Origin of the sequence: Vibrio comitans (assembly GCA_024346835.1) — a bacterium.
In the GTDB taxonomy this organism is placed as follows: domain Bacteria; phylum Pseudomonadota; class Gammaproteobacteria; order Enterobacterales; family Vibrionaceae; genus Vibrio; species Vibrio comitans.
Genome location: AP024866.1, coordinates 1,389,281 through 1,412,236 on the forward strand (window position 1 = coordinate 1,389,281; position 22,956 = coordinate 1,412,236).

The window sequence follows — 22,956 nt, forward strand, 5'->3', positions numbered from 1 at the left end:
TGGTATATAGAATCGAATTTTGTTTAGCGTAACAATAGGTAGACTATCTGCCACTTAGTTGTGTGATTCTAATCACAAATGTATAGGTTTAAATATGAGTCAAATGCTAAAAGATTTTTTTAAGATGGAATCAGCCGGAGGCATAATCCTTGTTATCGCAGCTGCGCTAGCAATGGTTGTGGCGAACTCTCCTCTTAACGAAGCTTATCAAGGCGCTCTGCATTCTTACGTGTTAGGCATGTCTGTTGAACATTGGGTAAACGACGGTCTAATGGCGCTATTCTTCCTACTGATTGGTTTGGAAGTAAAACGTGAACTCCTAGAAGGAGCTCTAAAGTCTCGCGAAACAGCTATCTTCCCTGCAATTGCAGCAGTGGGTGGTATGGTTGCACCGGCTTTAGTTTACGTACTATTTAACATGGGCAATGCTGATGCTCTTGCAGGTTGGGCTATCCCAGCTGCTACAGATATCGCCTTTGCTCTAGGTATCATGGCACTGCTTGGTAATCGTGTACCAGTAGCATTGAAAGTATTCTTGCTGGCTCTTGCGATCATCGATGACCTAGGTGTTGTTGTAATTATCGCTCTGTTCTACAGCAGTGATCTTTCTACAATGGCATTGGCTATTGGCTTTGCGATGACTGGCCTACTGTTTTACATGAACCACAAGAAAGTGACTCCACTGAAATGGTACCTATTAGTGGGTGCGATTCTTTGGTTTGCTGTTCTTAAGTCTGGCGTACACGCTACACTAGCAGGTGTTGTTATTGGCTTTGCTATCCCTCTTAAAGGTAAGAAGGGCGAGCACTCTCCGCTGAAACATTTGGAGCACGCACTACATCCTTGGTCAGCGTTCATGATTCTACCAATCTTTGCTTTTGCAAATGCTGGTGTATCACTAGAAGGTATCTCACTGTCAACCTTGGGTACTGCACTGCCTATGGGTATCGCGCTTGGTCTACTTATTGGTAAGCCACTAGGTATCTTCAGCTTCAGCTGGTTAGCAGTTAAAGCAGGTGTTGCTAAGCTTCCAGAGGGTATCGATTTCCGCCATATTTTTGCAGTATCTGTGTTGTGTGGTATCGGCTTTACCATGTCGATGTTCATCGCATCGCTAGCCTTTACTGGTGCAAATGCAGACTTCAACACTCACGCACGATTGGGTATCTTGATGGGCTCAACTCTAGCTGCTGTGATTGGTTACTTCTTGCTGAGCGTATCGCTCCCAAAGAAGGCAGAGGCTGAGAATAAAGCTTCAACAGTGGAAGCTCAGTCTTAATAGTAAGATTTGATGATTTGAAAGGGAGAGCTGTAAAGCTCTCCCTTTTTTTGTGGGTAAATTTTGCACAAAAAAAAGCCCAATCAATCGGACTGGGCTTATACAAAACATAGGAGTCAAAAGAAATAACAGTGGTCGTAATCAACAGTAAAAAATCGAATTCTTTCAAGCTAATTCATACTGCTCTGTTGCTTACATAATATAAGACTGGGACTCACTGAAAGAGTTCAATTAAATTTCTAATTTTCTTCTAATCATTCCTGATTATCTTCGACAATTTCTTAACACACTGTTTTTCAACTAGTTAATTATTCCCAGTCTGCTTAATTTGTGATCTGGTCAGATCTCTTTTGTTTTTTGTTGTTGCTTTCATGTTGCGCTCTTGTTAAATTCAAACAAGTGTTTAATACAGGTGATTGAATATGGGCGCAAGATTGGGAACAAAACAGAAGATCATAGAGGTCGCAGAGTCTTTGTTTGCAGAGAAGGGCTTCAAGGACACGTCTTTGCGTGCCATTACCAGCCAAGCCAATGTCAATCTTGCCTCTGTAAACTATCACTTTGGTGATAAGAAAACGCTGATTAGAGCGGTGCTGGATCGCTATCTAGAAGAGTTTATGCCACAGCTTGAACGTGAACTTGAGTCTTTAGATTTGCGTACGAATGTATCAATGAAAGACGTCTTCAATGCACTAAAGAGCCCTTTGACCAACCTAGATAAAGAATTTGATAGGGGAGCGAGTCGTTTCTTGCTACTCGTAGGTAGAGGTTACAGCGATGTGCAGGGTCACCTTAGATGGTTTATTACAACACGCTATGGGCATGTACTAGATAGGTTCACCCAGGCTGTAATTCAAGCTAATCCAAAATTAGACAAAGAAACATTATTTTGGCGATTGCATTTTACCTTGGGGACTTGTGTTTTCACTATGGCCTCAAGCGAAGCGCTGCTAGACATCGCCAATAGTGAGTTTGAAATGAATACTGATGTCGAAGCAATGTTTGAACAAATAGTGCCATTTTTGGCGTCAGGTATGTGTGCAGATTAAAGATTAACCATTAAGGGAAGGGGAAGGTTATGACTTCATATAGAAGGAAATGGGTGAGTGACCCAGCATTTAAAATGTTCAAGAAAGTATTGCCGCCACTATCAGACACAGAGAGAGAGGCAATGGAAGCGGGTAGCGTTTGGTGGGAAGGCGACCTTTTTTCTGGATCGCCAGATTGGGAGAAACTACACGCTTATCCTGAACCTACCTTAACCGCTGAAGAACAAAGCTTTGTCGATAACCAAGTTGAGACACTGTTGGATATGATTGATGACTATCAGGTTGTCAAAAAGGACAGAGACCTTCCTAAAGAGGTGTGGGACTATCTAAAGAAAGAGCGATTTTTCTCTTTAATCATCTCTAAAGAATATGGTGGGAGAGCATTTTCTTCCCTTGCTAACTCAACCATTGTCACCAAGATCGCTACTCGAAGTTTAAGTGCTGCAGTGACGGTAATGGTGCCCAACTCCCTTGGTCCAGGTGAACTCTTGTCTCACTATGGTACTGATGAACAAAAAAACTACTGGCTCCCTAGATTGGCCGATGGCCAAGACATTCCCTGTTTTGCATTAACGGGTCCTGAAGCTGGCTCTGATGCTGGTGCGATCCCGGATAGTGGGCATGTTTGCTATGGGGAGCATAATGGTGAAACTGTGTTGGGTATCGAGCTAAGTTGGAATAAGCGATACATCACCTTGGCACCGGTCGCAACCGTGTTAGGTTTAGCGTTTAAGCTGCAAGATCCCGAAAACCTGCTAGGTAAGGGCACTGACCTTGGTATTACCTGTGCACTAATTCCAACCTCTCATCCAGGAGTGGAAAATGGCGAAAGGCATGATCCGCTGGGGCTTGCGTTTATGAACGGGCCAACTCGTGGCGAGAAGGTATTTATTCCCATTGACTGGCTGATTGGCGGTGCAGACTACGCAGGTAAAGGTTGGCGTATGTTGGTGGAATGTCTATCAGCAGGCCGAGGTATTTCATTACCTGCACTTGGAGCCGCTGTTGGGCACTTAACAGCCAGAACAACTGGCGCGTACTCGCTGGTACGCAAACAATTTGGTTTGTCTATCGGTCGCTTTGAAGGCGTAGCAGAGAGCTTAGGTAGAATAGGCGGGCTAACCTACCTATTGGAGGCGAGTCGAACCCTAACTACTACGGCCCTTGATAGCGGAGAGAAACCAGGCATTGTAACAGCCATCGCTAAATATCATATGACAGAAATGGCTCGTACTATTTTGGACGACTCTATGGATATTCACTCGGGTCGTGCCATTCAACAAGGCCCAATGAATTACCTTTCACACCACTACTATGGAATTCCTGTTGCGATAACGGTAGAGGGCGCCAATATCTTGACTCGAAACCTGATGATATTTGGTCAAGGCGCAACACGTTGCCATCCATATGTGCTAAGTGAGATGGAACTCGCGTCAGAGGAAGATGCAGATAAAGCTGCGGGTAAATTCGATACTTTACTGTTTAAACACATTACCCATGCAACAAAGAACAGCTTGGGTGCTCTGGGCGCTGCCTTAACGGGTTCTCATTTAATTTCTTCACCTGTGGGCGGTAAAACAAAACGTTACTACAAGCACATGACAAGATTAAGCCGAGCACTGGCGGTCAGCTCTGATTTTGCCATGCTGACTCTAGGCGGTGATCTTAAACGTAAAGAATTGATCTCTGCACGTTTAGGGGACCTGCTGAGTTACTTATATTTGGCTTCTGCAGCTCTCAAAAAATATCACGACGAGGGTGAACAGGAAAAAGACCTTGCGTTTGTTCAGTATGCAGTAGAGCACTGCTTGCACAGTGGTGCGAAGGCATTGCAGCAGGCGTATGACAATTTCCCTGTTGGCTGGGCGAAATACGCTATGAAGGCGCTAGTGTTCCCAATTGGTAATCATTTCCAGCCACCAAGTGATGCAGTGACGTTGAAAGTAGCACAGCTGCTGATGGAGCAGGGTGAGCATAGAGAGCGCTTAACTAAGCTTTGCTATGTGAGTGATAAAGAAGACGATGCAGTAGGTATTATGGAAAGAGCATTTGATGCCATGTTGTCTGTTGCTCCGATAGAGAAAAAGGTAACCAAGGCAATTCGTGATGGACGAATTGATAAAAAACAGCCTCTGCAACAGAAACTTAGCATAGCGAAAGAGTTAGGGATCTTGTCACAAGAGGAAGTGAATAAAGTGCTTGAAGCGGATAAGCTTCGTTACCGAGCTATCCAGGTCGACCACTTTAGTCATGACTTTGAAGAAGTACGTACGGATAAACCGCAGGGCATTCGTCCGGTAAATAATGATGCAGCCTAGCTAAAGTAGTAATAAAAAAAATCGCGCCTAGGCGCGATTTTTTTATTTGGTAGCTAGGTTAGAATTTTAAACTGACCTGCATACCAATAAACTGTCGGTCATAAGGTGCACCGGCGTCTAATGCAAATACGGCAGCATCTTCATAACCAAACCACGGATTGGTTACAAAGGCAGCTTCTGTATCGCCACCCCATGCATCTGTTATCCAGTAGTGAATTTTGCCTACAGGGTTTAAGAAAAACAGAGAAATGCTTCCCATCGTTTCTGATCCCCAGACGCGTCCGCCACTGGCTAAGATATCCTGTTCACCCTGCAACATAAGTTCACCGACCACAGCACCAAAAACGGGTGTTACAAAAAGATCCTGCCATGATGGTACTTCTGCAAATGCCTCCACGCCGTATTCCCAAAAGAACGTCGACATAGTGAAAGAATAGGCAAATGATTCGAACTCATTAAATCCTGCATGCCTTGCTGCGGTGTAGTAAACACCGCCGAAGTAGGGGTGCATAACATAGTTAAGAACATGCTCATCTCGGTCCCAAGTTGGGCCTGCTTTTACGTTGTCAACCCACTTATCGCCCAACTTACTGAGGTCTCTATCATCGTCTTCCCATTTAGTGATGCTCTCAGGAAGCAAGGTCATCAGTCCAACGGTCGCGACACTAAGACCGAGAATGGTATAAGTCTGTTCTGCGAGATAGTCCCAATCTCTCTCGTCTGCTATGGTGTAATGCATAGGATAACGTTGGGCTTCAGTATCGAGTTTAGGCTCGTGATCATCGAGTGATAGCGCTTTATAGTTGGTTGTTGAGCCATTAGCGCAATATTGGTAGTTACTTTCACAGTTAACGACATAAGTAAGTTCAATATGTTTACTTGTGTCATATTCAGCGAAAGCGGCAGTGCTAAAAAGGCCTATTAACGACATGCCTACTTTTTTAAACTGCACTTTATGCTCCCATGCAAAATATTTGGATCCATTTCACAATTATCTACCATTTTATGGCTAAATAAAACAGTGACTTATGAATATTACACTTTTGTTTTACAGTACGATGTAAAAGCAATCAAGTGGTGTTCATTCCTTGAATTACCCACGCCTTGTAAATGGCGTGTAATTAATTGTTAACGTAACATGAGTTTACGTAAAATTCTATTAGCAATCCGAGAAGACAAATATGACTAAGCTTCAGCCCCTTCAACATTCAGCTAACCAATCAGTACCACCGCGTATCGCAATGCTCAGTACAGGGGAGGAGGTGTTATTTGGGGATATCGTAGATACCAATGCCAGTTGGTTATCGGCGTACCTGTTTGAACAAGGTTTTCAAATGACCACTCGTTTGACGGTAGGGGATTCTCTAGACGCGATTTCAGAAGGCTTGTCACAATTATCTCGTAATCATGATGTAGTGATAGTAAATGGTGGACTTGGCCCAACCAGTGACGATTTAACAGCGCAAGCTGCAGCACTTTGTGCGGGAGTAGAATTACAACTGTATGATGAGTGGGTAGAGCGTCTAATCCAAATGTATGAGCAGTGGCAAAGACCTATGCCAGATTCAAACATCAAGCAGGCACTGCTTCCAAAAGGCAGTGAGATTTTGGACAACCCTAGGGGAACTGCTTGTGGGTTTAGAGTTAACATCAATGGTGCTCTATGCTACTTCACTCCCGGAGTACCACACGAATTCAAAACCATGCTTGCACAGGAAATCCTGCCGCATATGCAGAAAAGCTTCTCATCAGTAGAACAGAAACAAGTGCATCGCATTTATACCTTTGGTTTATCTGAATCAGGCATTGCCAATCAAATTGAGGCCCTAGATATACCTGGTGAAGTTTCATTAGGTTATCGCTCGGCATTACCTTTCATTGAAGTGAAGATATTTTATAGTGAGGCTGCACAAGAGGTCAGAGACTTTTTACTGAAGGTTGAACAAGAATTGTCAGCCAATACTATTTCGGTCAACCGAGAAGTGCGAGATTTGACTGTGTCGATGATGAAGGAGCAGGGTGTAGGACTCAATATTATCGATTACTCCACGCAAGGTCATTTTCATCAGTGGGTTTCGGCAAGCGCAGTGGAACAACAAATAAGTATAAGCTCGGTGAATACTAACCCTGGTGAATCTATTGCTTTTGGTGATGAGCGCTCGTCTATGATCGATAAGCTTTATCAGCAGTTTTCACTAGAAAGATCAGGCACTAACACAATGATCATCCATAACATTGAAGACGGTGGTGTGGAATTTTTGTTAGTAGTGCAGGATAAGATCCTTTATCAAGCCGTTGTATTTAAAAGAGATTACAGTTTTAAAGCTCGAAATGTAGTGATTTCTGCTATCGCCATCGATATGCTACGCCGTCACTTAAATGAAGATGAGATTTTTGCGGACTACGGAAGTGTGACAAGAGTCGCGTCTAGCATAACGAATTTGTGATCTTAACTGCATTTTTAGTTAACAGGCACGACCAGCACTTTAAGCGCTTTGATTACAATATAACGTTTTGTTCTAAAGGTTAAGTGCCTGTAAATTAAGAAGATATTCGAGTGTTTCTAATTCAGAATAATTCACTACTTCTCTACTGTGCAACGAGGTTTATAATGGTGGCTCGCTCTTGAAAAAGGGTTGTCTCACTAACGGCTAGGGAGGATATTATGCAAAACCAATCAAGGATTGAGATCTGGTACAAAGTAGGTACCGATCAGGTGTTGCTCGGAGAGGTTGATCATTCTGATCAAATCAATTTGCTGGCTATGTGGCGAAGCGTCTCTATTCTCAACCGTGCAAATATCAACAATAGAGTTCAACAAACAGCGAATTATAGACTCAAACTGTTTGATGACGATGGTCACTTAATGGGCAGTAAAGATGTTAGCGAAAACGACGCAGAGACGGTGTTAGGAAACAATCACTGGATGGTTCGCCAAAGTCGCAATCGCTTTAACAATAGTGAAGCCCCTTATACTTGGGTACCGGTCGTTGCGGGTTAATTGACTTCAAGTGTAAAAAGCTAAATAGCAAGATACAAAAAGGCCCCAAACATGAAGATGTTTGGGGCCTTTTTCTTTTTTATCTATCTAGGACGCTGAACGTATTTCTTTATGCACGTTTACATCTTCTAGCTTCAAATCTGACTTTGCTCGACAAATACAGGGTAGTATTTCATCTTCTTTAAGATAAGCCATGGCAAAGCCGATGTATTCAACTTCTCCAGAGCTTACCTTGCAGCGACAGGCTCCACAATGGCCATCTCTACAGTTAAATTCAGGTTTTAACCCCGACATCTCCATCGATTCTAGCAGTGTCGTATTCTTAGAGTTAACTAATTGGGTAACCTTGTTAATTGTAACCTTGTACATCGATTAAGCCTGACTCTGTTGGTTAAAGTTCAAAATCTTCAAAGTCGTCCGCAGATACTTCGTTGTCGATTTGACCCACTAGGTAAGAGCTGATTTCAGCTTCTTGCGGGGCAACTTGAACGTTGTCAGACGATAACCAAGCGTTGATCCATGGGATAGGGTTGTTGGTCGCTTCAGGGTAAGCCGCATCTAATCCAACCGCGTTCATGCGAATGTTAGTGATGTACTCTACGTATTGGCACAAGATATCTTTGTTAAGACCAATCATTGAGCCGTCTTTGAATAGGTATTCTGCCCACTCTTTTTCTTGCTCTGCTGCTTCTTTGAATAGGTCAAAACACTCTTGTTTACACTCTTCCGCTATCTGCATGAAGCTAAAGTCATCTTGACCGTTACGTAGCAAGTTGATCATATGCTGCGTACCAGAAAGGTGGAGGGCTTCATCGCGGGCAATTAGCTTGATGATCTTCGCGTTACCTTCCATTAGTTCACGTTCGGCAAAGGCAAATGAACAAGCGAAACTTACATAAAAGCGAATCGCTTCTAGAGCGTTAACTGACATTAGACATAGGTAGAGTTTTTTCTTCAATGTATGAAGGTTTACATCTACGATTTCGCCGTTAACTTCATGCTTACCTTCACCGTAGCGGTGGTAGTCATTGGTCGCTTGAATAAGATCGTCGTAGTAGTGTGCAATGTCTTTTGCGCGCTTTAGGATGTGCTCATTTTCAACGATGTCGTCGAAGACAGTCGCAGGATCATTTACGATATTTCGAATGATATGAGTGTATGAACGCGAGTGAATCGTTTCTGAAAAAGACCAAGTTTCAATCCAAGTCTCAACTTCGGGTAGAGAAACTAACGGTAGCAGCGCTACGTTAGGGCTACGACCTTGAATTGAATCAAGCAGTGTTTGGTACTTCAGGTTACTGATGAAGATATGTTTTTCGTGTTCAGGAAGCTTGTTGTAGTCGATGCGATCGCTTGATACGTCGACTTCTTCTGGACGCCAGAAAAACGACAGTTGCTTTTCGATTAGCTTTTCGAAGATCTCGAACTTTTGTTGATCGTAGCGAGCAACGTTAACCGGCTGTCCCAAAAACATAGGTTCTTTAAGCTGGTCATTTTTGTTTTGAGTAAAAGTACTATAGGTCATCTCAACCTCAATTATTCCATAAGTTAAACAGCAAAGTAGGGGTGAATGCACACCCCTTCAGCTTAAAAAATTAAATCTTACAACCGCCGCCTGCGCAGTCGTCATCTTGCTCAACAACCACATCTTTTTGGTCGTCTTTAGCACCATCACGGGTGTTGTGATAGTACAGGGTTTTAACGCCCATCTTATACGCGTTCAATAGGTCACGAAGCAATAGCTTCATCGGTACCTTGCCACTTTCATACTTGTTAGGGTCATAGTTAGTGTTTGCAGAGATAGATTGGTCTACAAACTTCTGCATAATGCCCACAAGGTTTAGGTAACCATCGTTACTTGGGATGTCCCATAGTAGCTCATAGTTCTCTTTGTACTTTGTAAACTCAGGCACAACTTGTTTCAGGATGCCGTCTTTAGACGCTTTCACTGAAACGTAACCGCGCGGCGGTTCAATACCATTGGTTGCATTAGAGATCTGAGAAGAGGTCTCAGATGGCATCAAAGCGGTCAATGTTGAGTTGCGCAGACCGTATTGCTTGATGTCTCGACGCAATGTTTCCCAGTCGTAGCGAAGTGGCTCTTCACAGATCTTATCTAGAGAACGTTTGTAAGTATCGATAGGTAGAATACCTTGGGCATAAGTCGTTTCATGGAATGAAGGACATGCACCTTGTTCTTTAGCCAACTCTACTGATGCTTTAAGTAGGTGGTACTGAATCGCTTCGAATGTACGGTGCGTTAGAGCGTTACCTGAACCATCTGAGTACTTAACGCCGTTCTTCGCTAGGTAGTATGCGTAGTTGATAACACCGACACCTAAAGTGCGGCGATTCATTGTTGAAATACGAGCCGCTGGTAGCGGGTAGTCTTGATAATCAAGCAGAGCATCCAATGCGCGAACCACTAAGTCTGAAAGCTCAGCAAGATCGTCTAATTCATTGATGGCGCCTAAGTTAAACGCAGACAGCGTACAAAGGGCGATCTCGCCGTTCTCATCATCAACATTAGCTAGAGGCTTAGTTGGCAGTGCAATCTCAAGACATAGGTTTGATTGACGTACTGGCGCAACTTTAGAGTCAAATGGGCTATGCGTATTACAGTGGTCAACGTTTTGAATGTAAATACGGCCTGTCGAAGCACGCTCTTGCATCAAGATGCTGAACAACTCAATCGCCTTAACTTGCTCTTGCTTAATGCTAGGGTCGCCCTCGTATTGAGCGTATAGACGCTCAAACTCATCTTGGTCTTCGAAGAAGGCATCGTAGAGCCCTGGGACATCCGAAGGTGAGAATAGGGTGATGTTTCCGCCTTCAATCAAGCGTTGGTACATCAGTTTGTTTAGCTGAACGCCGTAGTCCATATGACGAACACGGTTTTCTTCAACACCGCGGTTGTTCTTAAGAACCATCAGGTTTTGAACTTCACCATGCCACAACGGGTAAAAAACTGTTGCAGCACCACCACGCACACCACCTTGAGAACAGCATTTAACGGCTGTTTGGAAGTATTTGTAGAATGGAATACAACCTGTGTGGAATGCTTCACCGTTACGGATTTCAGAACCTAATGCACGAATACGACCTGCGTTGATGCCGATACCTGCACGTTGAGAAACGTAACGCACGATAGAGCTTGCCGTTGCATTGATAGAGTCAAGGCTATCACCACACTCAATTAGAACACACGAGCTGAACTGGCGAGTAGGGGTACGTACACCAGACATGATTGGTGTAGGTAGTGAGATCTTGAACATAGAAACAGCGTCATAGAAGCGACGAATGTAATCTAGTCGAGTTTCTCTAGGGTATTTAGAGAACAGGCACGCAGAAACCAGCATGTACAGGAACTGTGCACTCTCATAGATCTCTTTAGTTACACGGTTTTGTACGAAGTACTTGCCCTCAAGCTGCTTTACTGCGGCGTAAGAGAAATTAAGATCGCGTCTGTGGTCGATGAACGAGTCCATTAGTTCAAACTCTTCGCGAGAGTAATCTTCAAGCAAGTGCTTGTCGTATTTACCCGCATCAACCATTTTAGAAACTTGGTCAAATAGCGTCGGTGGCTCGTACTGGCCATACGCTTTTTTACGTAGATGGAACACAGATAGACGTGCAGCAAGGAACTGGTAATCCGGTGTCTCTTCAGAGATCAGATCAGCAGCGGCTTTGATGATAGTTTCATGGATATCTGAGGTGGTGATTCCGTCATAGAACTGAATCTGTGATTTCAGCTCGACCTGAGAAACAGAGACATTATCTAGGCCTTCTGCAGCCCAAGTGATCACGCGATGGATCTTTTCTAGATCTATCGCTTCTTTGCGTCCGTGACGCTTTGTGACGGTAAGTTTTTGATTCATTCTGTTAGATATCCATAACATCAATGGTTAAAGCCACATTTTTTAACTTTGGCAAAAAAATATTGACGGCTTTGTGATCCATATCTACCTCTTTCGTGAGGTAGAAACACTACATATAGGGGTGTTCCCTTCAACGACTTACAAGATAGTGCGGTTGGGGGGAGTTTTCAAGTTTAAGCTTAAGAATCTTCTGTGGATAAGCCGTGTATGGAATTTTCTCTGTTAGCGTTCACTTACTTATGAGTTTATAGAGAAATTGGCTTGGGATTTTGCACAGCTTGTGGGTGACTTAAAATCAAACAGGGTAAAAAAAAATTTACTTGATCTTTATCAAAGAATTGGATCGATTAGCGCCGAAAAAATGCTCCGCTCAAACAGAGAACAACTTGCTCAAAATCTGAATAAAAGTCGCAGTAGTTCTACGCAAAATGCTCTCGGTTTAATCAGGTATCAAACCAGAGAGCAAATTAGAATCAAAAGCTACGCTTTGTCCGCTTTTTGGGTATGAACAATGTAATTAATATCCACATTGCGCCCTAAAGAGTAGGTATCGAAGAGTGGGTTGTAGGTAAGGCCCGTAATGCCCTTTTCTTGAAGTGAGGTAGCGTCCACCATTTTTATCAGCTCTGAAGGCTTTAAAAATTTATTGTAGTCGTGTGTGCCTTGTGGAAGTAACTTCAACACCTTTTCTGCGCCAACAATCGCAAACAAGTAGGATTTAAGATTGCGATTAAGCGTCGAGAAGAAAACGTGGCCACCGGGTTTGACTAGAGCTGCACATGATGCGATCACCGATTGTGGGTCTGGCACATGTTCTATCATCTCCATACAGGTGACAACGTCGTATTGTCCTGCATGGGTCGCGGCGTGCTCTTCTACTGTCATGCGTATGTAGTCAAGCTTTGCGCCTGTCTCTAATGCGTGCAGCCTAGCGACTTCTAGTGGTTCACGTCCCATATCTAGTCCAGTAACTTGCGCGCCCTCAAGGGCCATGCTTTCGGCAAGTATGCCGCCACCGCAACCCACATCTAGCGCTTTCTTGCCAAACAAGCCACCGATAGAGTCTTGAACGTACTGCAATCGAAGAGGGTTAATTTGATGCAGTGGTTTGAATTCTCCCTCTTTGTCCCACCAACGAGACGCCATGTCGGCAAATTTTTTGATCTCGGCAGGATCGACGTTTTTTCCTTGTTCCATAGTCACTACGCTTTTTGAAATTTTCCTCATTATAACCCCAAGTATTCATGGAATGCATTTGCATTAACGCCGATGAGATGACTGTAGCAATCTACAAGTCGAACTGATTGTTTTTTAAACCATAATTGATGATTAGTTTAAATTATGTCCATCTAGGCAGGAACGCACATCACACAGGGGGGATCTGATAGTGAAAGTAATGCAGAATCCTCGAAAATTGTGTTATATTTTTTTATTCTTATAGGAATCGAAAAGACGATCTAATAATAGAGGGATAATGGCTCTATGAGCGATCTAGCGAAAGAGATCACACCGGTAAATATTGAAGACGAGCTTCGAGGCTCGTACCTTGACTACGCGATGTCCGTCATCGTGGGTCGTGCACTGCCTGATGTTCGAGATGGCTTGAAACCTGTACACAGACGCGTTTTGTTCGCGATGAATGTATTGGGGAACGATTGGAACAAGCCTTACAAAAAATCAGCGCGTGTCGTTGGTGATGTAATCGGTAAATATCACCCACACGGTGACAGCGCGGTTTATGACACTATCGTTCGTATGGCGCAGCCTTTTGCATTGCGTTACATGCTAGCGGATGGCCAGGGCAACTTTGGTTCTATCGATGGTGACTCTGCAGCGGCAATGCGTTACACCGAAGTACGTATGTCTAAAATTGCTCATGAGCTGCTAGCAGATCTTGAGAAAGAGACAGTCGATTACGTACCTAACTATGATGGTACAGAACAAATTCCTGCAGTACTGCCAACTCGTGTCCCTAACCTTTTGGTTAACGGTTCATCGGGTATCGCAGTAGGCATGGCGACCAACATTCCACCTCATAACCTGACTGAGGTTATTGATGGCTGTCTGGCGTTTATCAAAGATGAAGACATCACTATTGATCAGTTGATGGATTTCATTCCTGGACCAGATTTCCCAACAGCGGCGCTTATTAGCGGCCGTAAAGGTATTGTTGACGCTTATAAAACGGGTCGCGGTAAGGTTTACATGCGTGCTAAAGCTGATATCGAAGCTGATAGCAAGGGCAAAGAAACCATCATCGTTACTGAGATCCCGTACCAAGTTAACAAGGCTCGCCTAATCGAGAAGATTGCTGAGCTGGTAAAAGATAAGAAAGTAGAAGGCATCAGTGCGCTTCGTGATGAGTCTGATAAAGACGGCATGCGTATCGTGATTGAATGTAAGCGTGATGCAGTGGGTGAGGTTGTTCTGAATAACCTTTACGCTCATACACAGCTGCAAACGACTTTCGGTATCAACATGGTTGCTCTTGATAAAGGCCAGCCAAAGCACTTCAATCTTAAAGAGATGCTGAAGGCGTTTGTTGATCACCGCCGTGAAGTTGTCACTCGTCGTACTATTTTCGAACTGCGTAAAGCACGTGACCGTGCTCATATCCTTGAAGGCCTTGCTCTAGCACTGGCTAACATTGATGAGATCATCGAGCTGATTCGTAAAGCACCGACACCAGCTGAAGCAAAAGCAGGCTTGGTTGCTCGTGGCTGGGACCTAGGTCTTGTTTCTACTATGTTAGAGCGCGCTGGCACTGATGCTGCACGCCCTGAGTGGTTAGAAGAACAATTTGGTATTCGTGATGGTCAGTACTTCTTGACTGAGCAACAAGCACAAGCAATTCTAGATCTTCGTCTGCAAAAGCTTACGGGTCTTGAACACGAGAAAATCCTAGACGAATACAAAGCGCTACTAGACGAAATCGCAGAGCTAATGCACATTCTTGCAAGCACTGAACGTTTGATGGAAGTGATTGTAGAAGAGCTAGAAGCAATTCGTGAAGGTTATGGCGATGAGCGTCGTACTGAGATTACAGCGGCTATCCATGATATCGACATGGAAGAGCTTATCGCTCAAGAAGACGTAGTGGTAACGCTTTCTCATGAAGGCTACGTTAAATACCAAATCCTAAGCGATTACGAAGCACAGCGTCGTGGTGGCCGTGGTAAGAGTGCAACGAAGATGAAAGACGAAGATTATATCGAACGTCTTCTAGTGGCGAATACCCACGACAACATCTTATGTTTCTCAACGCGCGGTAAAACCTATCGCTTGAAGGTGTACCAATTGCCGTTGGCAAGCCGTACTGCTCGTGGCAAGCCAATCGTCAACATCTTACCGTTGGAAGAGGGTGAGCGTATCACCGCTATTCTTCCTGTGTCTGAGTTCAGCGAAGACAAATTCATCTTCATGGCAACAGCAGATGGTACGGTTAAGAAAACGTCACTAGACCAGTTCTCTAATGTACGTAGTAACGGTTTGATTGCGGTTAACTTGCGTGACGAAGATTCCTTGATTGGTGTCGACATTACCGATGGCGATAGCGACATCATGTTGTTCTCTAAATCAGGTAAAGTAGTTCGCTTTAACGAGTCACAAGTGCGTGGCATGGGTCGTACTGCAGCAGGTGTACGCGGTATCAAGCTAATTGACAGTGACCAAGTGGTTTCTTTGATTGTTCCTCACAACGAAGGTGACATTCTAACCATCACTGAAAATGGCTATGGTAAGCGTACGATTCTTTCTGAGTACCCAGCGAAGAGCCGTGCAACTCAAGGTGTTGTTTCTATTAAGGTTTCTGAGCGTAACGGCAGTGTTGTTGGCGCAGTTCAAACTGAAGAAGGCGACGAGTTCATGGTTATTACCGATGGTGGCACGCTAGTAAGAAGCCGTGTATCTGAAGTAAGCCAAGTAGGCCGTAACACTCAAGGTGTTACCCTGATTCGTACCGTTGAAGGCGAGAACGTTGTAGCGTTGCAGCGCATCGATGAAATCGAGGAAGCTGAGCTAATTGAAGAAGATGCAGAAGGCGCTACGCCTGAAACGGCTGAATCTTCAGAAGCAACTGAAGCTCCAACAGATTCTAACGACTCTGAAGCTAGCGAAGAATAACCTTTTCTTTGTATAGAATGAAAACCGAGCCTTCTAGCTCGGTTTTTTTATGTCCGGATTCAACTGGATGAGTCTTTTTTGTTCTTTGAATATTGATTTAAAAAATTGATGCAGGTCAAAGGCTTGAAAAGATTTCATTTAACCCAATATAAAATCTATAGTTATTGATCCTAAGGTTGGGATCGACCACATTGTTAAGATAGAGACAGAGTTATGGCAGAAGTAAGAGCCCGTGTACATTTAAAAGTTGGAACAAAAAGCGATATTGATGCTGAGCTTCTCTCTTTTCATGGTTTAAAAACGGATAAAGAACATGTTGCTATGGTCTTTCAATCGGCTGACAAGACTCAAAAAGCACCTATCGTTCGTATGCACTCGGAATGTTTAACCGGCGATGTGTTTCATTCGTCTCGTTGTGACTGCGGTGAGCAGTTAGATGAGACGATTAACAAGATGGCAGAGCAAGGTGGTATTCTTTTGTATCTGCGTCAAGAAGGTCGTGGGATTGGACTATACAACAAGATTGATGCTTACAAGTTGCAAAGCGAAGGCTTAAATACCTATGAAGCGAACAACCATCTAGGCTTTGCCGATGATCTGCGTGATTTTGAAGAGGCGGCTCAAATGTTAGCTGCATTGGGCGTTGAGCATATCCGTTTGGTAACTAACAATCCTAAAAAAATTCGTGAATTAAAAGAGCATGGCATTAGTATCGATGAAGTGATCAATACTATGGCGCATCTAAAAAGTGGCAATGAGAACTACCTGAAGGCCAAAGCCTCACACGGCAAACATGACCTTGACGTGTAGCCGAAATTTTAAGCATTAAAATTTTTCGTTAAAACAGGGGTTATTTGCCATACTTAAACCAGTATCGGTATTGAGTGTTCGCTATGACCTTGTGCAAGAAAGGGACGATATGGGCAGGGGTACTTGTCTATGTCGTCCTTTTAGTCCCTGCTTATTCACAAAGCATGTTCCATACCCTAGGGTGGATTAGCTCTTCATCGTCCGTAGAACAGACATTTCGTTACCCACAGCTTACAGAATCCATTTACTCGTCAAATCGCCACCAACTTATCTGGCTTCAGCCTCATGACAGGCAAGTGTTCGAAGACATCATCGAAATGGTGGTTTTAGCCGAAGTCAGCCCGTTTTTTGAACAGCGACTGCAAAAACTCCATGCTCTAAGAAGCTCTGAACAATATTACCAATACGATTTAGTCGCAACTGACCTTATGCTAGCGTTTCTCAGTTATCGCGAACTGCTCAGAGAGAACAAAAACACTTGGCTATACGGACAGGGGTTACCTGATGATTGGGGCGATCCACCTCCAAACATTGTCGGGGAATTTGAAACCTCGGTGCAAAGCAGCTCTTTAACTGAGTTTTTAATGACCTTAGGGCCAAATTCTCAAAGTTATCGAGACTATCAATCTGCAATTGATAAGATGCAATTAGCGATCAATGATGAGCTCGCACTGTATTCGCCAGATGCGCTTATTAGAGTGGGTGATCTTATTCCACAGAAGGAAGTCTTGTTTGCCCGCCTTCAACTAGCGGGGCTAACCACACCTTTGTCGGTAAAAGAGAAAGATTGGTATGGCAAAGATCTGAGAAGCATCATTAAGAGGTTTCAAACTCAACACGGCTTAAACGCCGATGGAGTCATAGGACCTAAAACAGTGGAATGGCTCAATTTTCCCATTGAAGATCGCATTCATAGACTTGCTCTAAACGCTGAAAGAAGTCGCTTATGGCCAATGCAACGAAGTGCGTTAGTCGTTGTGAATTTACCAAGTTTTGATTTGAATTATTACTTTAGAGGCGAGGTTGCCTTTTCTTCTAGGGTGATTGTCGGAAAGCAAAAACGTAAAACACCGATGCTAGAAATAAAGATGGATTCATTGGTGCTGAACCCTACATGGAACGTTCCGCCTAAAATCATGCGCGAAGATATTATTCCTATATTGCGTTACAACCCTGGATACCTAAGTGAAAGAGGGATTCAAGTAATTAAAGGGTGGGCTGATCCGGTAGTGATAGACCATGGTGCTATTCAATGGAATCGAGTCAACGCTAAAACATTCCCGTTTCGTATGAGGCAGTTATCAGGTAGCTACAATGCACTAGGTGCATACAAATTCAATACGCCAAATCGGCGTGCGATTTTTTTGCATGATACACCCGCTAAATATCTGTTCGATAAACAATCAAGAGCATTTAGTTCTGGGTGTATTCGGGTGCAACACGCAGACAAGTTTGCCTATACCTTGGCCAAGACACAGGGCTTTAGAAAGAACAACATCTCGCCAGTAGGGCAGCAGGCGAATGCACGCATTCCATTAAAGAGACGGCTCCCAGTACATCTTATTTATAAGACATCTTGGGTTGAATCAGGACGGATCTACTTTAGAGATGATATTTATGGATATGACACTCGCCCAAAGTCCCCTAGCTTAGCGATTAAACGATAACCCGTAGAGTACAGAATCATTCAATATCAGATTGTTAATAGTGATGTCAGTGGCGCGCTTGCGGCATAGCTAGGCTTGAGTTTAGAGTGAGAAGCTGTCATATTCTGCTGAAGTTTTTCGATAAAATATTCATTTAAATAAAAGGTTTTTCATGGCGTTGCAGTATCAAGTTGTTCCGGTAACCCCTTTCCAACAAAACTGTTCTATCGTTTGGTGTGATGAGACGATGAAGGGTGTTGTTATCGACCCAGGTGGTGATGTTAAGCAGCTTTTGATGATGATTGAAGAGTTGCAAGTTCAGGTAGAGAAATTGGTGCTCACGCATGGTCACCTAGATCATGTCGGTGGCAGTGAAGAGCTCGCGAGAGCCTTGAATCAACCCATTGTAGGGCCACATAAAGATGACAATTTTTGGCTACAAGGTTTGGAAGGTCAAAGCCAAATGTTCGGCTTTCCTTTGACTGAAGCGTTTGAGCCTAGTCAGTGGCTAGATGAGGGTGACACTGTCACTTTTGGCAATCAATCGTTGAATGTGATTCATACACCTGGTCATACACCTGGCCATGTTGTTCTACATAGCGAGTCTGCAAGCCTTGCGTTTGTAGGAGATGTATTGTTCAAAGGAGGCATAGGCCGTACCGATTTCCCGAAGGGTGATTACAATACGCTAATCGACTCTATTAAGAGCAAGCTATGGCCTCTAGGCAACGAAACTCGCTTTGTCCCTGGACATGGGCCGGAGTCAACGTTCGGCTCTGAACGAGTGAGCAATCCATTTGTAGCGGACGAAATGCCTTTATATTAAGGCATTTAAGGGAGCTAGGACCTAGAGTTCTAGCTTCTTCATTTTCTTAACCTCTTGATCTAGATAACCTCACTGCAGCAAAGCTCTCCAGTTAATCTCCCCTCGGTTAACAGGGCAACGTTATCGTGATCCTGCCCAGTATTTTCTCAGTAGTCCTACAAACTCTTCTCCATCTCTATCTAAATCGGCAGTTGAGATGAAAATGTCGTAACCCCAATATTCTCGTTGGTAGTGCATCCTGTGATATAGGCTTGCCTGTAGCCCTTTTAAAGTTTCTCCCTCTTTTAACTCTACGCGCGCTGAATCTAGAACTTGGTCTTGAAACAGGTGTTCTTTGTCGGTTTCTCGCGCTCCGAGATACAAAAGAGAACGTTGTTCCAACAATAAATTAGTGATCAGTCGCGGGCAGGCTTGTTTTACGAACGGAATAGGGTCTTTGAGCCTGATCCCTATCCATGGCAATTCTGGGCTATGTGTGGGTTGGTGACTGCGACATAGCCCTAAAGAAGACACGTTACGCCATTGCACGACCCATCCCCCCTTGAAGGTATGTTGCTGAAGATGACTGTCAGTAATAGTGAATCGCACTACGCCGCGCTTGTAGGTGTAAACCAGCATGAATAGGCCAGAAGCGCATATAACCAGTATGCCAATGCTCCCTTGTGTGCTGTTGGAAAAGGTGCTTAACCAAACGGATATCAATATGTAGCAGGCGAGCAATAACCCTCGACTGATGTTACCTAAAATAAATTTTTCATTGGTCAATTGAAGTGAAGACATAATTACCACACTTTGCCTTTAACACACCTACGAAAGTCCATGTTTAGCTGATCATTCAGCTTAGACATTAATTGATAAAAAATGTAATAAGTTCCTTAAGAAGATCGAGTGACACACACTTTTAACAACTATTTAGCAACCTATATAAAACTGGTCCATATTTAGTTGATTTTGTAGACATTTATGACTGCACGAGGAGCAAATAACATGGTAGTGAAATCAAAATGGGCAAAGGCATGTGTGCGTAGTTTAGCGGTCCTAATTGGGGTGGCGAGCATAGGTACAGCCGTTGCGGCAGATAAAGTGTACAAGTTAAAGCTTGCGGAAACATGGGGACCTAACTTCCCAATCTTCGGCGATGCCACAAAAAATATGGCCGCTATGGCTGAGAAAATGTCTAACGGTCGATTGCAAATTCGTGTCGACTCATCAAATAAACACAAAGCGCCATTTGGTGTGTTTGATATGGTGAAATCGGGCCAGTATGACATGGGGCATTCAGCTTCGTATTACTGGAAGGGCAAGGTTCCAAACACCCTTTACTTTACCACAATGCCTTTTGGTATGACGGCAGAAGAGCAATACGCTTGGTTCTATCACGGTGGTGGTATGGAACTAATGGCCGAGGTTTACTCTCCACACAATCTTATGTCTTTCCCGGGCGGTAACACAGACGTCCAAATGGGTGGCTGGTTCCAAAAAGAGATCAACAGTGTTGATGACCTGCAAGGTCTGAAAATGCGTATTCCAGGCTTTGCGGGCGAGGTGCTTGCTGAACTCGGCGCTAAGCCAACCAACATTGCACCGGGTGAGCTATATACAGCATTGGAAAGAAAAACCATCGACGCACTAGAGTGGGTTGGCCCATCTCTGGATCTTCGCATGGGCTTTCATAAGATCGCGCCTTATTACTACACAGGTTGGCACGAGCCGGCAACAGAGCTTCAGTTCTTAGTGAATAAGCGCACGTGGGACAAGCTACCTGCTGACTTGCAAGAGATCCTGCGCGTCGCTATGCGCACCGCAGCCTACGATATGTATATTCAGTCAACCCATGAAAGTGGTAAAAACTGGGCGAGTATCAGGACTGAATACCCTGATGTACAAGTGAAAAACTTCCCACCTGAAGTGATGAAACAGCTTCGCGCAGTGAATGATCGTTTGTTGGCCGAGCATGCGGCTGAAGATGAGATGGCGAAGAAGATTCAAATGTCTCAAGCGCAGTATCTAGAACAAACTCGTTCTTGGAGTGATATCTCTAAACGAGCTTACCTAAACAGCGCGACGACGGATCAGTAAAAAACAGTGGGCTTTCTCAGTATAAGGAAAGCCCACTATCGTCTTTAGTTTCAGCAGACAGGGAGGTCAATTGCTGACTGCATTAGAGGGATTTTTCAATAGAATTAGCGACGCATTGGGGCATATCTCCAGTGTGTTGTTTTTGCTTTTAGTAGCAAACGTTGTTTACGATGTTGTGATGCGTTATGTATTTAATGACGTGTCTATCGCTTTCCAAGAGTTAGAGTGGCATCTGTTTTCTGCGGTATTCTTGCTCGGCGTACCCTACGCCATAAAAACCAATGGCCATGTTCGCGTTGATATTTTTTATGAACGTTTTTCGCCGAAGGTACAGGCCATTATCGATATTCTTGGCATTTTCATTTGGTTACTGCCATTCAGTTTATTAGTCGCTTGGTACGGTATCGATTTTGCCTATCAGGCATATGATATTGGTGAAGAGTCGGGTGATCCTGGCGGTTTGCCTTATCGCTGGATCATTAAGGCTGTTATTCCAGTCTCATTTTTCTTTATTGCTACAAGTGGCTTAGGACTGTTATGTAAGTCCCTTAGCCAATTACTTAACGCGGATTCTCATAAGAAGGAACAAGCATGATAGGGATTATTATGTTTGCGGTAGCCTTGTTCGCGCTATTGCTCGGTTTTCCAGTGGCTTTTACCTTTGGGGGTATAGCGCTGATATTTGGTGTGTGGTCAGAAGGTTGGGATATGTTCGCCTTCATGCCTTATCGCATAGAGTCCATCATGCAAAATACTGTTTTGATGGCCGTGCCACTGTTCATTTTTATGGGGTTGGTTCTGCAAAAAACGCGCTTAGCTGAGCAGTTGCTAGAGGCGATGGGACGCCTGTTTGGTGGAGTGCGAGGTGGTATTGCTATCTCGACCGTTTTGGTTGGAGCGCTCCTGGCGGCATCGACTGGGGTAGTGGGGGCGTCGGTCGTGGCTATGGGTTTGATATCGCTTCCGGTCATGCTGAAATACAACTACGACAAAAAACTCGCCTGTGGCACTATTTGTGCGTCGGGGACGTTAGGTCAGATTATTCCTCCTTCCATCGTCCTTATTCTGTTGGGTGATGTGCTAGGTGTTCCTGTTGGCGATTTATTTAAAGCCGCACTATGGCCCGGTTTGGTGTTAGTGATTGCCTATGTATTGTACATCGCTATCTATGCCTTCTTTAAGCCAGAGTCTGCTCAATCTATTCCTAAGCTTGATGATCAAAGTCGTAAACAAGAAGTGATTGCTGCCTTGAAGGCAATCGTGCCGCCTCTAGCGTTAATTGTCGTGGTACTCGGCTCCATCTTTGCTGGCATTGCAACGCCAACCGAATCTGCAGCACTGGGTGGTGCGGGTGCCATCGTACTTGCTCTATTATACCGCCAATTTAGCTGGAGCTTGCTGTATGAGTCATCTAAAGAGACGGTCAAGGTTACGGCTATGGTGTTTGCTATCTTATTGGGTGCTACCGCATTCTCTATGGCATTCACCTATACAGGCGGCGATTACCTAGTAGAGGAGTGGTTATTAAAACTCCCAGGTGAAAAGTGGGGTTTCTTGATCTTAGTGATGTTGGTCATTCTGGTGCTGGGTTTCTTCATTGATTTTGTGGAAATCTGTTTCATCATCGTTCCTATGATTGCGCCGGTTGCTGAACTGCTTGGAATTAATATGGTGTGGTTTGCCATTTTGGTCGCAATGAATTTGCAGACTTCCTTCTTAACACCTCCTTTTGGTTTCAGTTTGTTTTACCTAAAAGGGGTAGCGCCTAAGCAAGTCACAACAAGAGATATCTACGCTGGCGTGATGCCGTTTATCGCCATTCAGATAGTTGTGCTCGCAACACTGCTGCTATTTCCAAGTATGTATGGGCTGTCAATGTAACTTAATTCCCTGATTTATCGAAAAAATAGCCTTAGTCAGTTATAATTGAAAGTTAATTACATTATGT

At 44.0% G+C, this 22,956-nt stretch carries 18 protein-coding genes; 12 read left to right on the plus strand and 6 right to left on the minus strand.

Features of this window, described 5'->3' with window-relative positions:
* Positions 1-94: 94 nt before the first annotated feature.
* From nhaA to OCU46_RS06330, 3 genes are all read left to right on the plus strand, one after another.
* Positions 95-1,279, plus strand: coding sequence for a Na+/H+ antiporter NhaA (nhaA, locus tag OCU46_RS06320; protein ID WP_141270161.1), 1,185 nt, complete (start codon positions 95-97; stop codon positions 1,277-1,279).
* Positions 1,280-1,701: 422 nt separating this feature from the next.
* A complete protein-coding gene (gene psrA, locus OCU46_RS06325; protein WP_141270163.1) occupies positions 1,702-2,328 on the plus strand; it encodes a TetR family transcriptional repressor PsrA in 627 nt (208 codons plus the stop codon).
* A 29-nt stretch (positions 2,329-2,357) separates the two neighbouring features.
* Positions 2,358-4,646, plus strand: a complete 2,289-nt coding sequence (locus tag OCU46_RS06330) for an acyl-CoA dehydrogenase (RefSeq protein WP_141270164.1) — start codon at positions 2,358-2,360, stop codon at positions 4,644-4,646.
* A gap of 58 nt (positions 4,647-4,704) precedes the next feature.
* Here OCU46_RS06330 and OCU46_RS06335 read toward each other — a convergent pair whose 3' ends face one another.
* A complete protein-coding gene (locus OCU46_RS06335) occupies positions 4,705-5,577 on the minus strand; it encodes a DUF3943 domain-containing protein (RefSeq protein ID WP_167495350.1) in 873 nt (290 codons plus the stop codon).
* Positions 5,578-5,827: 250 nt separating this feature from the next.
* Between OCU46_RS06335 and OCU46_RS06340 the strand changes: the two genes are divergently transcribed.
* Together OCU46_RS06340 and OCU46_RS06345 are read left to right on the plus strand one after the other, a co-directional pair.
* Positions 5,828-7,093: a molybdopterin-binding protein gene (locus OCU46_RS06340; protein ID WP_141270168.1), complete on the plus strand. Its 1,266-nt coding sequence runs from the start codon at positions 5,828-5,830 to the stop codon at positions 7,091-7,093.
* Between the two features lie 218 nt (positions 7,094-7,311).
* The gene (locus tag OCU46_RS06345; RefSeq protein ID WP_141270170.1) at positions 7,312-7,647 is read left to right on the plus strand and encodes a hypothetical protein; all 336 of its coding nucleotides are present in this window, start codon (positions 7,312-7,314) and stop codon (positions 7,645-7,647) included.
* A gap of 87 nt (positions 7,648-7,734) precedes the next feature.
* Here the strand turns inward: OCU46_RS06345 and yfaE are convergent, their stop codons facing one another.
* The 4 genes from yfaE to ubiG form a co-directional block, all read right to left on the minus strand.
* Complete coding sequence (gene yfaE / locus OCU46_RS06350; protein WP_141270172.1) at positions 7,735-8,016, minus strand: class I ribonucleotide reductase maintenance protein YfaE; 282 nt, start codon at positions 8,014-8,016, stop codon at positions 7,735-7,737.
* Between the two features lie 22 nt (positions 8,017-8,038).
* Complete coding sequence (nrdB, locus tag OCU46_RS06355) at positions 8,039-9,172, minus strand: class Ia ribonucleoside-diphosphate reductase subunit beta (protein ID WP_141270174.1); 1,134 nt, start codon at positions 9,170-9,172, stop codon at positions 8,039-8,041.
* Between the two features lie 70 nt (positions 9,173-9,242).
* Positions 9,243-11,525 (minus strand): class 1a ribonucleoside-diphosphate reductase subunit alpha, encoded by a 2,283-nt coding sequence (gene nrdA, locus OCU46_RS06360; RefSeq protein WP_141270176.1) that lies wholly within the window; start codon positions 11,523-11,525, stop codon positions 9,243-9,245.
* A 480-nt stretch (positions 11,526-12,005) separates the two neighbouring features.
* Positions 12,006-12,722 (minus strand): bifunctional 2-polyprenyl-6-hydroxyphenol methylase/3-demethylubiquinol 3-O-methyltransferase UbiG, encoded by a 717-nt coding sequence (gene ubiG, locus OCU46_RS06365; protein WP_141270178.1) that lies wholly within the window; start codon positions 12,720-12,722, stop codon positions 12,006-12,008.
* A gap of 285 nt (positions 12,723-13,007) precedes the next feature.
* Between ubiG and gyrA the strand changes: the two genes are divergently transcribed.
* The 4 genes from gyrA (at position 13,008) to OCU46_RS06385 (ending at position 18,929) form a co-directional block, all read left to right on the plus strand.
* A complete protein-coding gene (gene gyrA, locus OCU46_RS06370; protein ID WP_141270180.1) occupies positions 13,008-15,647 on the plus strand; it encodes a DNA gyrase subunit A in 2,640 nt (879 codons plus the stop codon).
* 213 nt (positions 15,648-15,860) lie between these two features.
* Entirely contained in the window at positions 15,861-16,457 is a 597-nt protein-coding gene (locus OCU46_RS06375; protein ID WP_141270181.1) for a GTP cyclohydrolase II, read from the plus strand.
* An 83-nt stretch (positions 16,458-16,540) separates the two neighbouring features.
* Positions 16,541-18,124: a L,D-transpeptidase family protein gene (locus OCU46_RS06380; RefSeq protein ID WP_141270183.1), complete on the plus strand. Its 1,584-nt coding sequence runs from the start codon at positions 16,541-16,543 to the stop codon at positions 18,122-18,124.
* Between the two features lie 151 nt (positions 18,125-18,275).
* On the plus strand, positions 18,276-18,929 hold the full coding sequence (locus tag OCU46_RS06385; protein WP_141270185.1) for an MBL fold metallo-hydrolase: 654 nt from the start codon (positions 18,276-18,278) through the stop codon (positions 18,927-18,929).
* Positions 18,930-19,049: 120 nt separating this feature from the next.
* On the opposite strand, the gene OCU46_RS06390 is transcribed toward OCU46_RS06385, so the two are convergent.
* Positions 19,050-19,709 carry a DUF2982 domain-containing protein gene (locus OCU46_RS06390; protein WP_141270186.1) on the minus strand — a complete coding sequence of 220 codons (660 nt, stop codon included), beginning with the start codon at positions 19,707-19,709 and terminating at the stop codon, positions 19,050-19,052.
* A 207-nt stretch (positions 19,710-19,916) separates the two neighbouring features.
* Here OCU46_RS06390 and OCU46_RS06395 point away from each other — a divergent pair, with 207 nt between their 5' ends.
* From OCU46_RS06395 to OCU46_RS06405, 3 genes are all read left to right on the plus strand, one after another.
* Positions 19,917-21,008, plus strand: coding sequence for a TRAP transporter substrate-binding protein (locus OCU46_RS06395; protein WP_141270188.1), 1,092 nt, complete (start codon positions 19,917-19,919; stop codon positions 21,006-21,008).
* A gap of 70 nt (positions 21,009-21,078) precedes the next feature.
* Positions 21,079-21,603, plus strand: a complete 525-nt coding sequence (locus OCU46_RS06400; protein WP_141270190.1) for a TRAP transporter small permease subunit — start codon at positions 21,079-21,081, stop codon at positions 21,601-21,603.
* Positions 21,600-22,889, plus strand: a complete 1,290-nt coding sequence (locus tag OCU46_RS06405) for a TRAP transporter large permease (RefSeq protein ID WP_141270192.1) — start codon at positions 21,600-21,602, stop codon at positions 22,887-22,889. The genes OCU46_RS06400 and OCU46_RS06405 overlap by 4 nt, the downstream gene beginning before the upstream one ends.
* Positions 22,890-22,956: the final 67 nt, after the last annotated feature.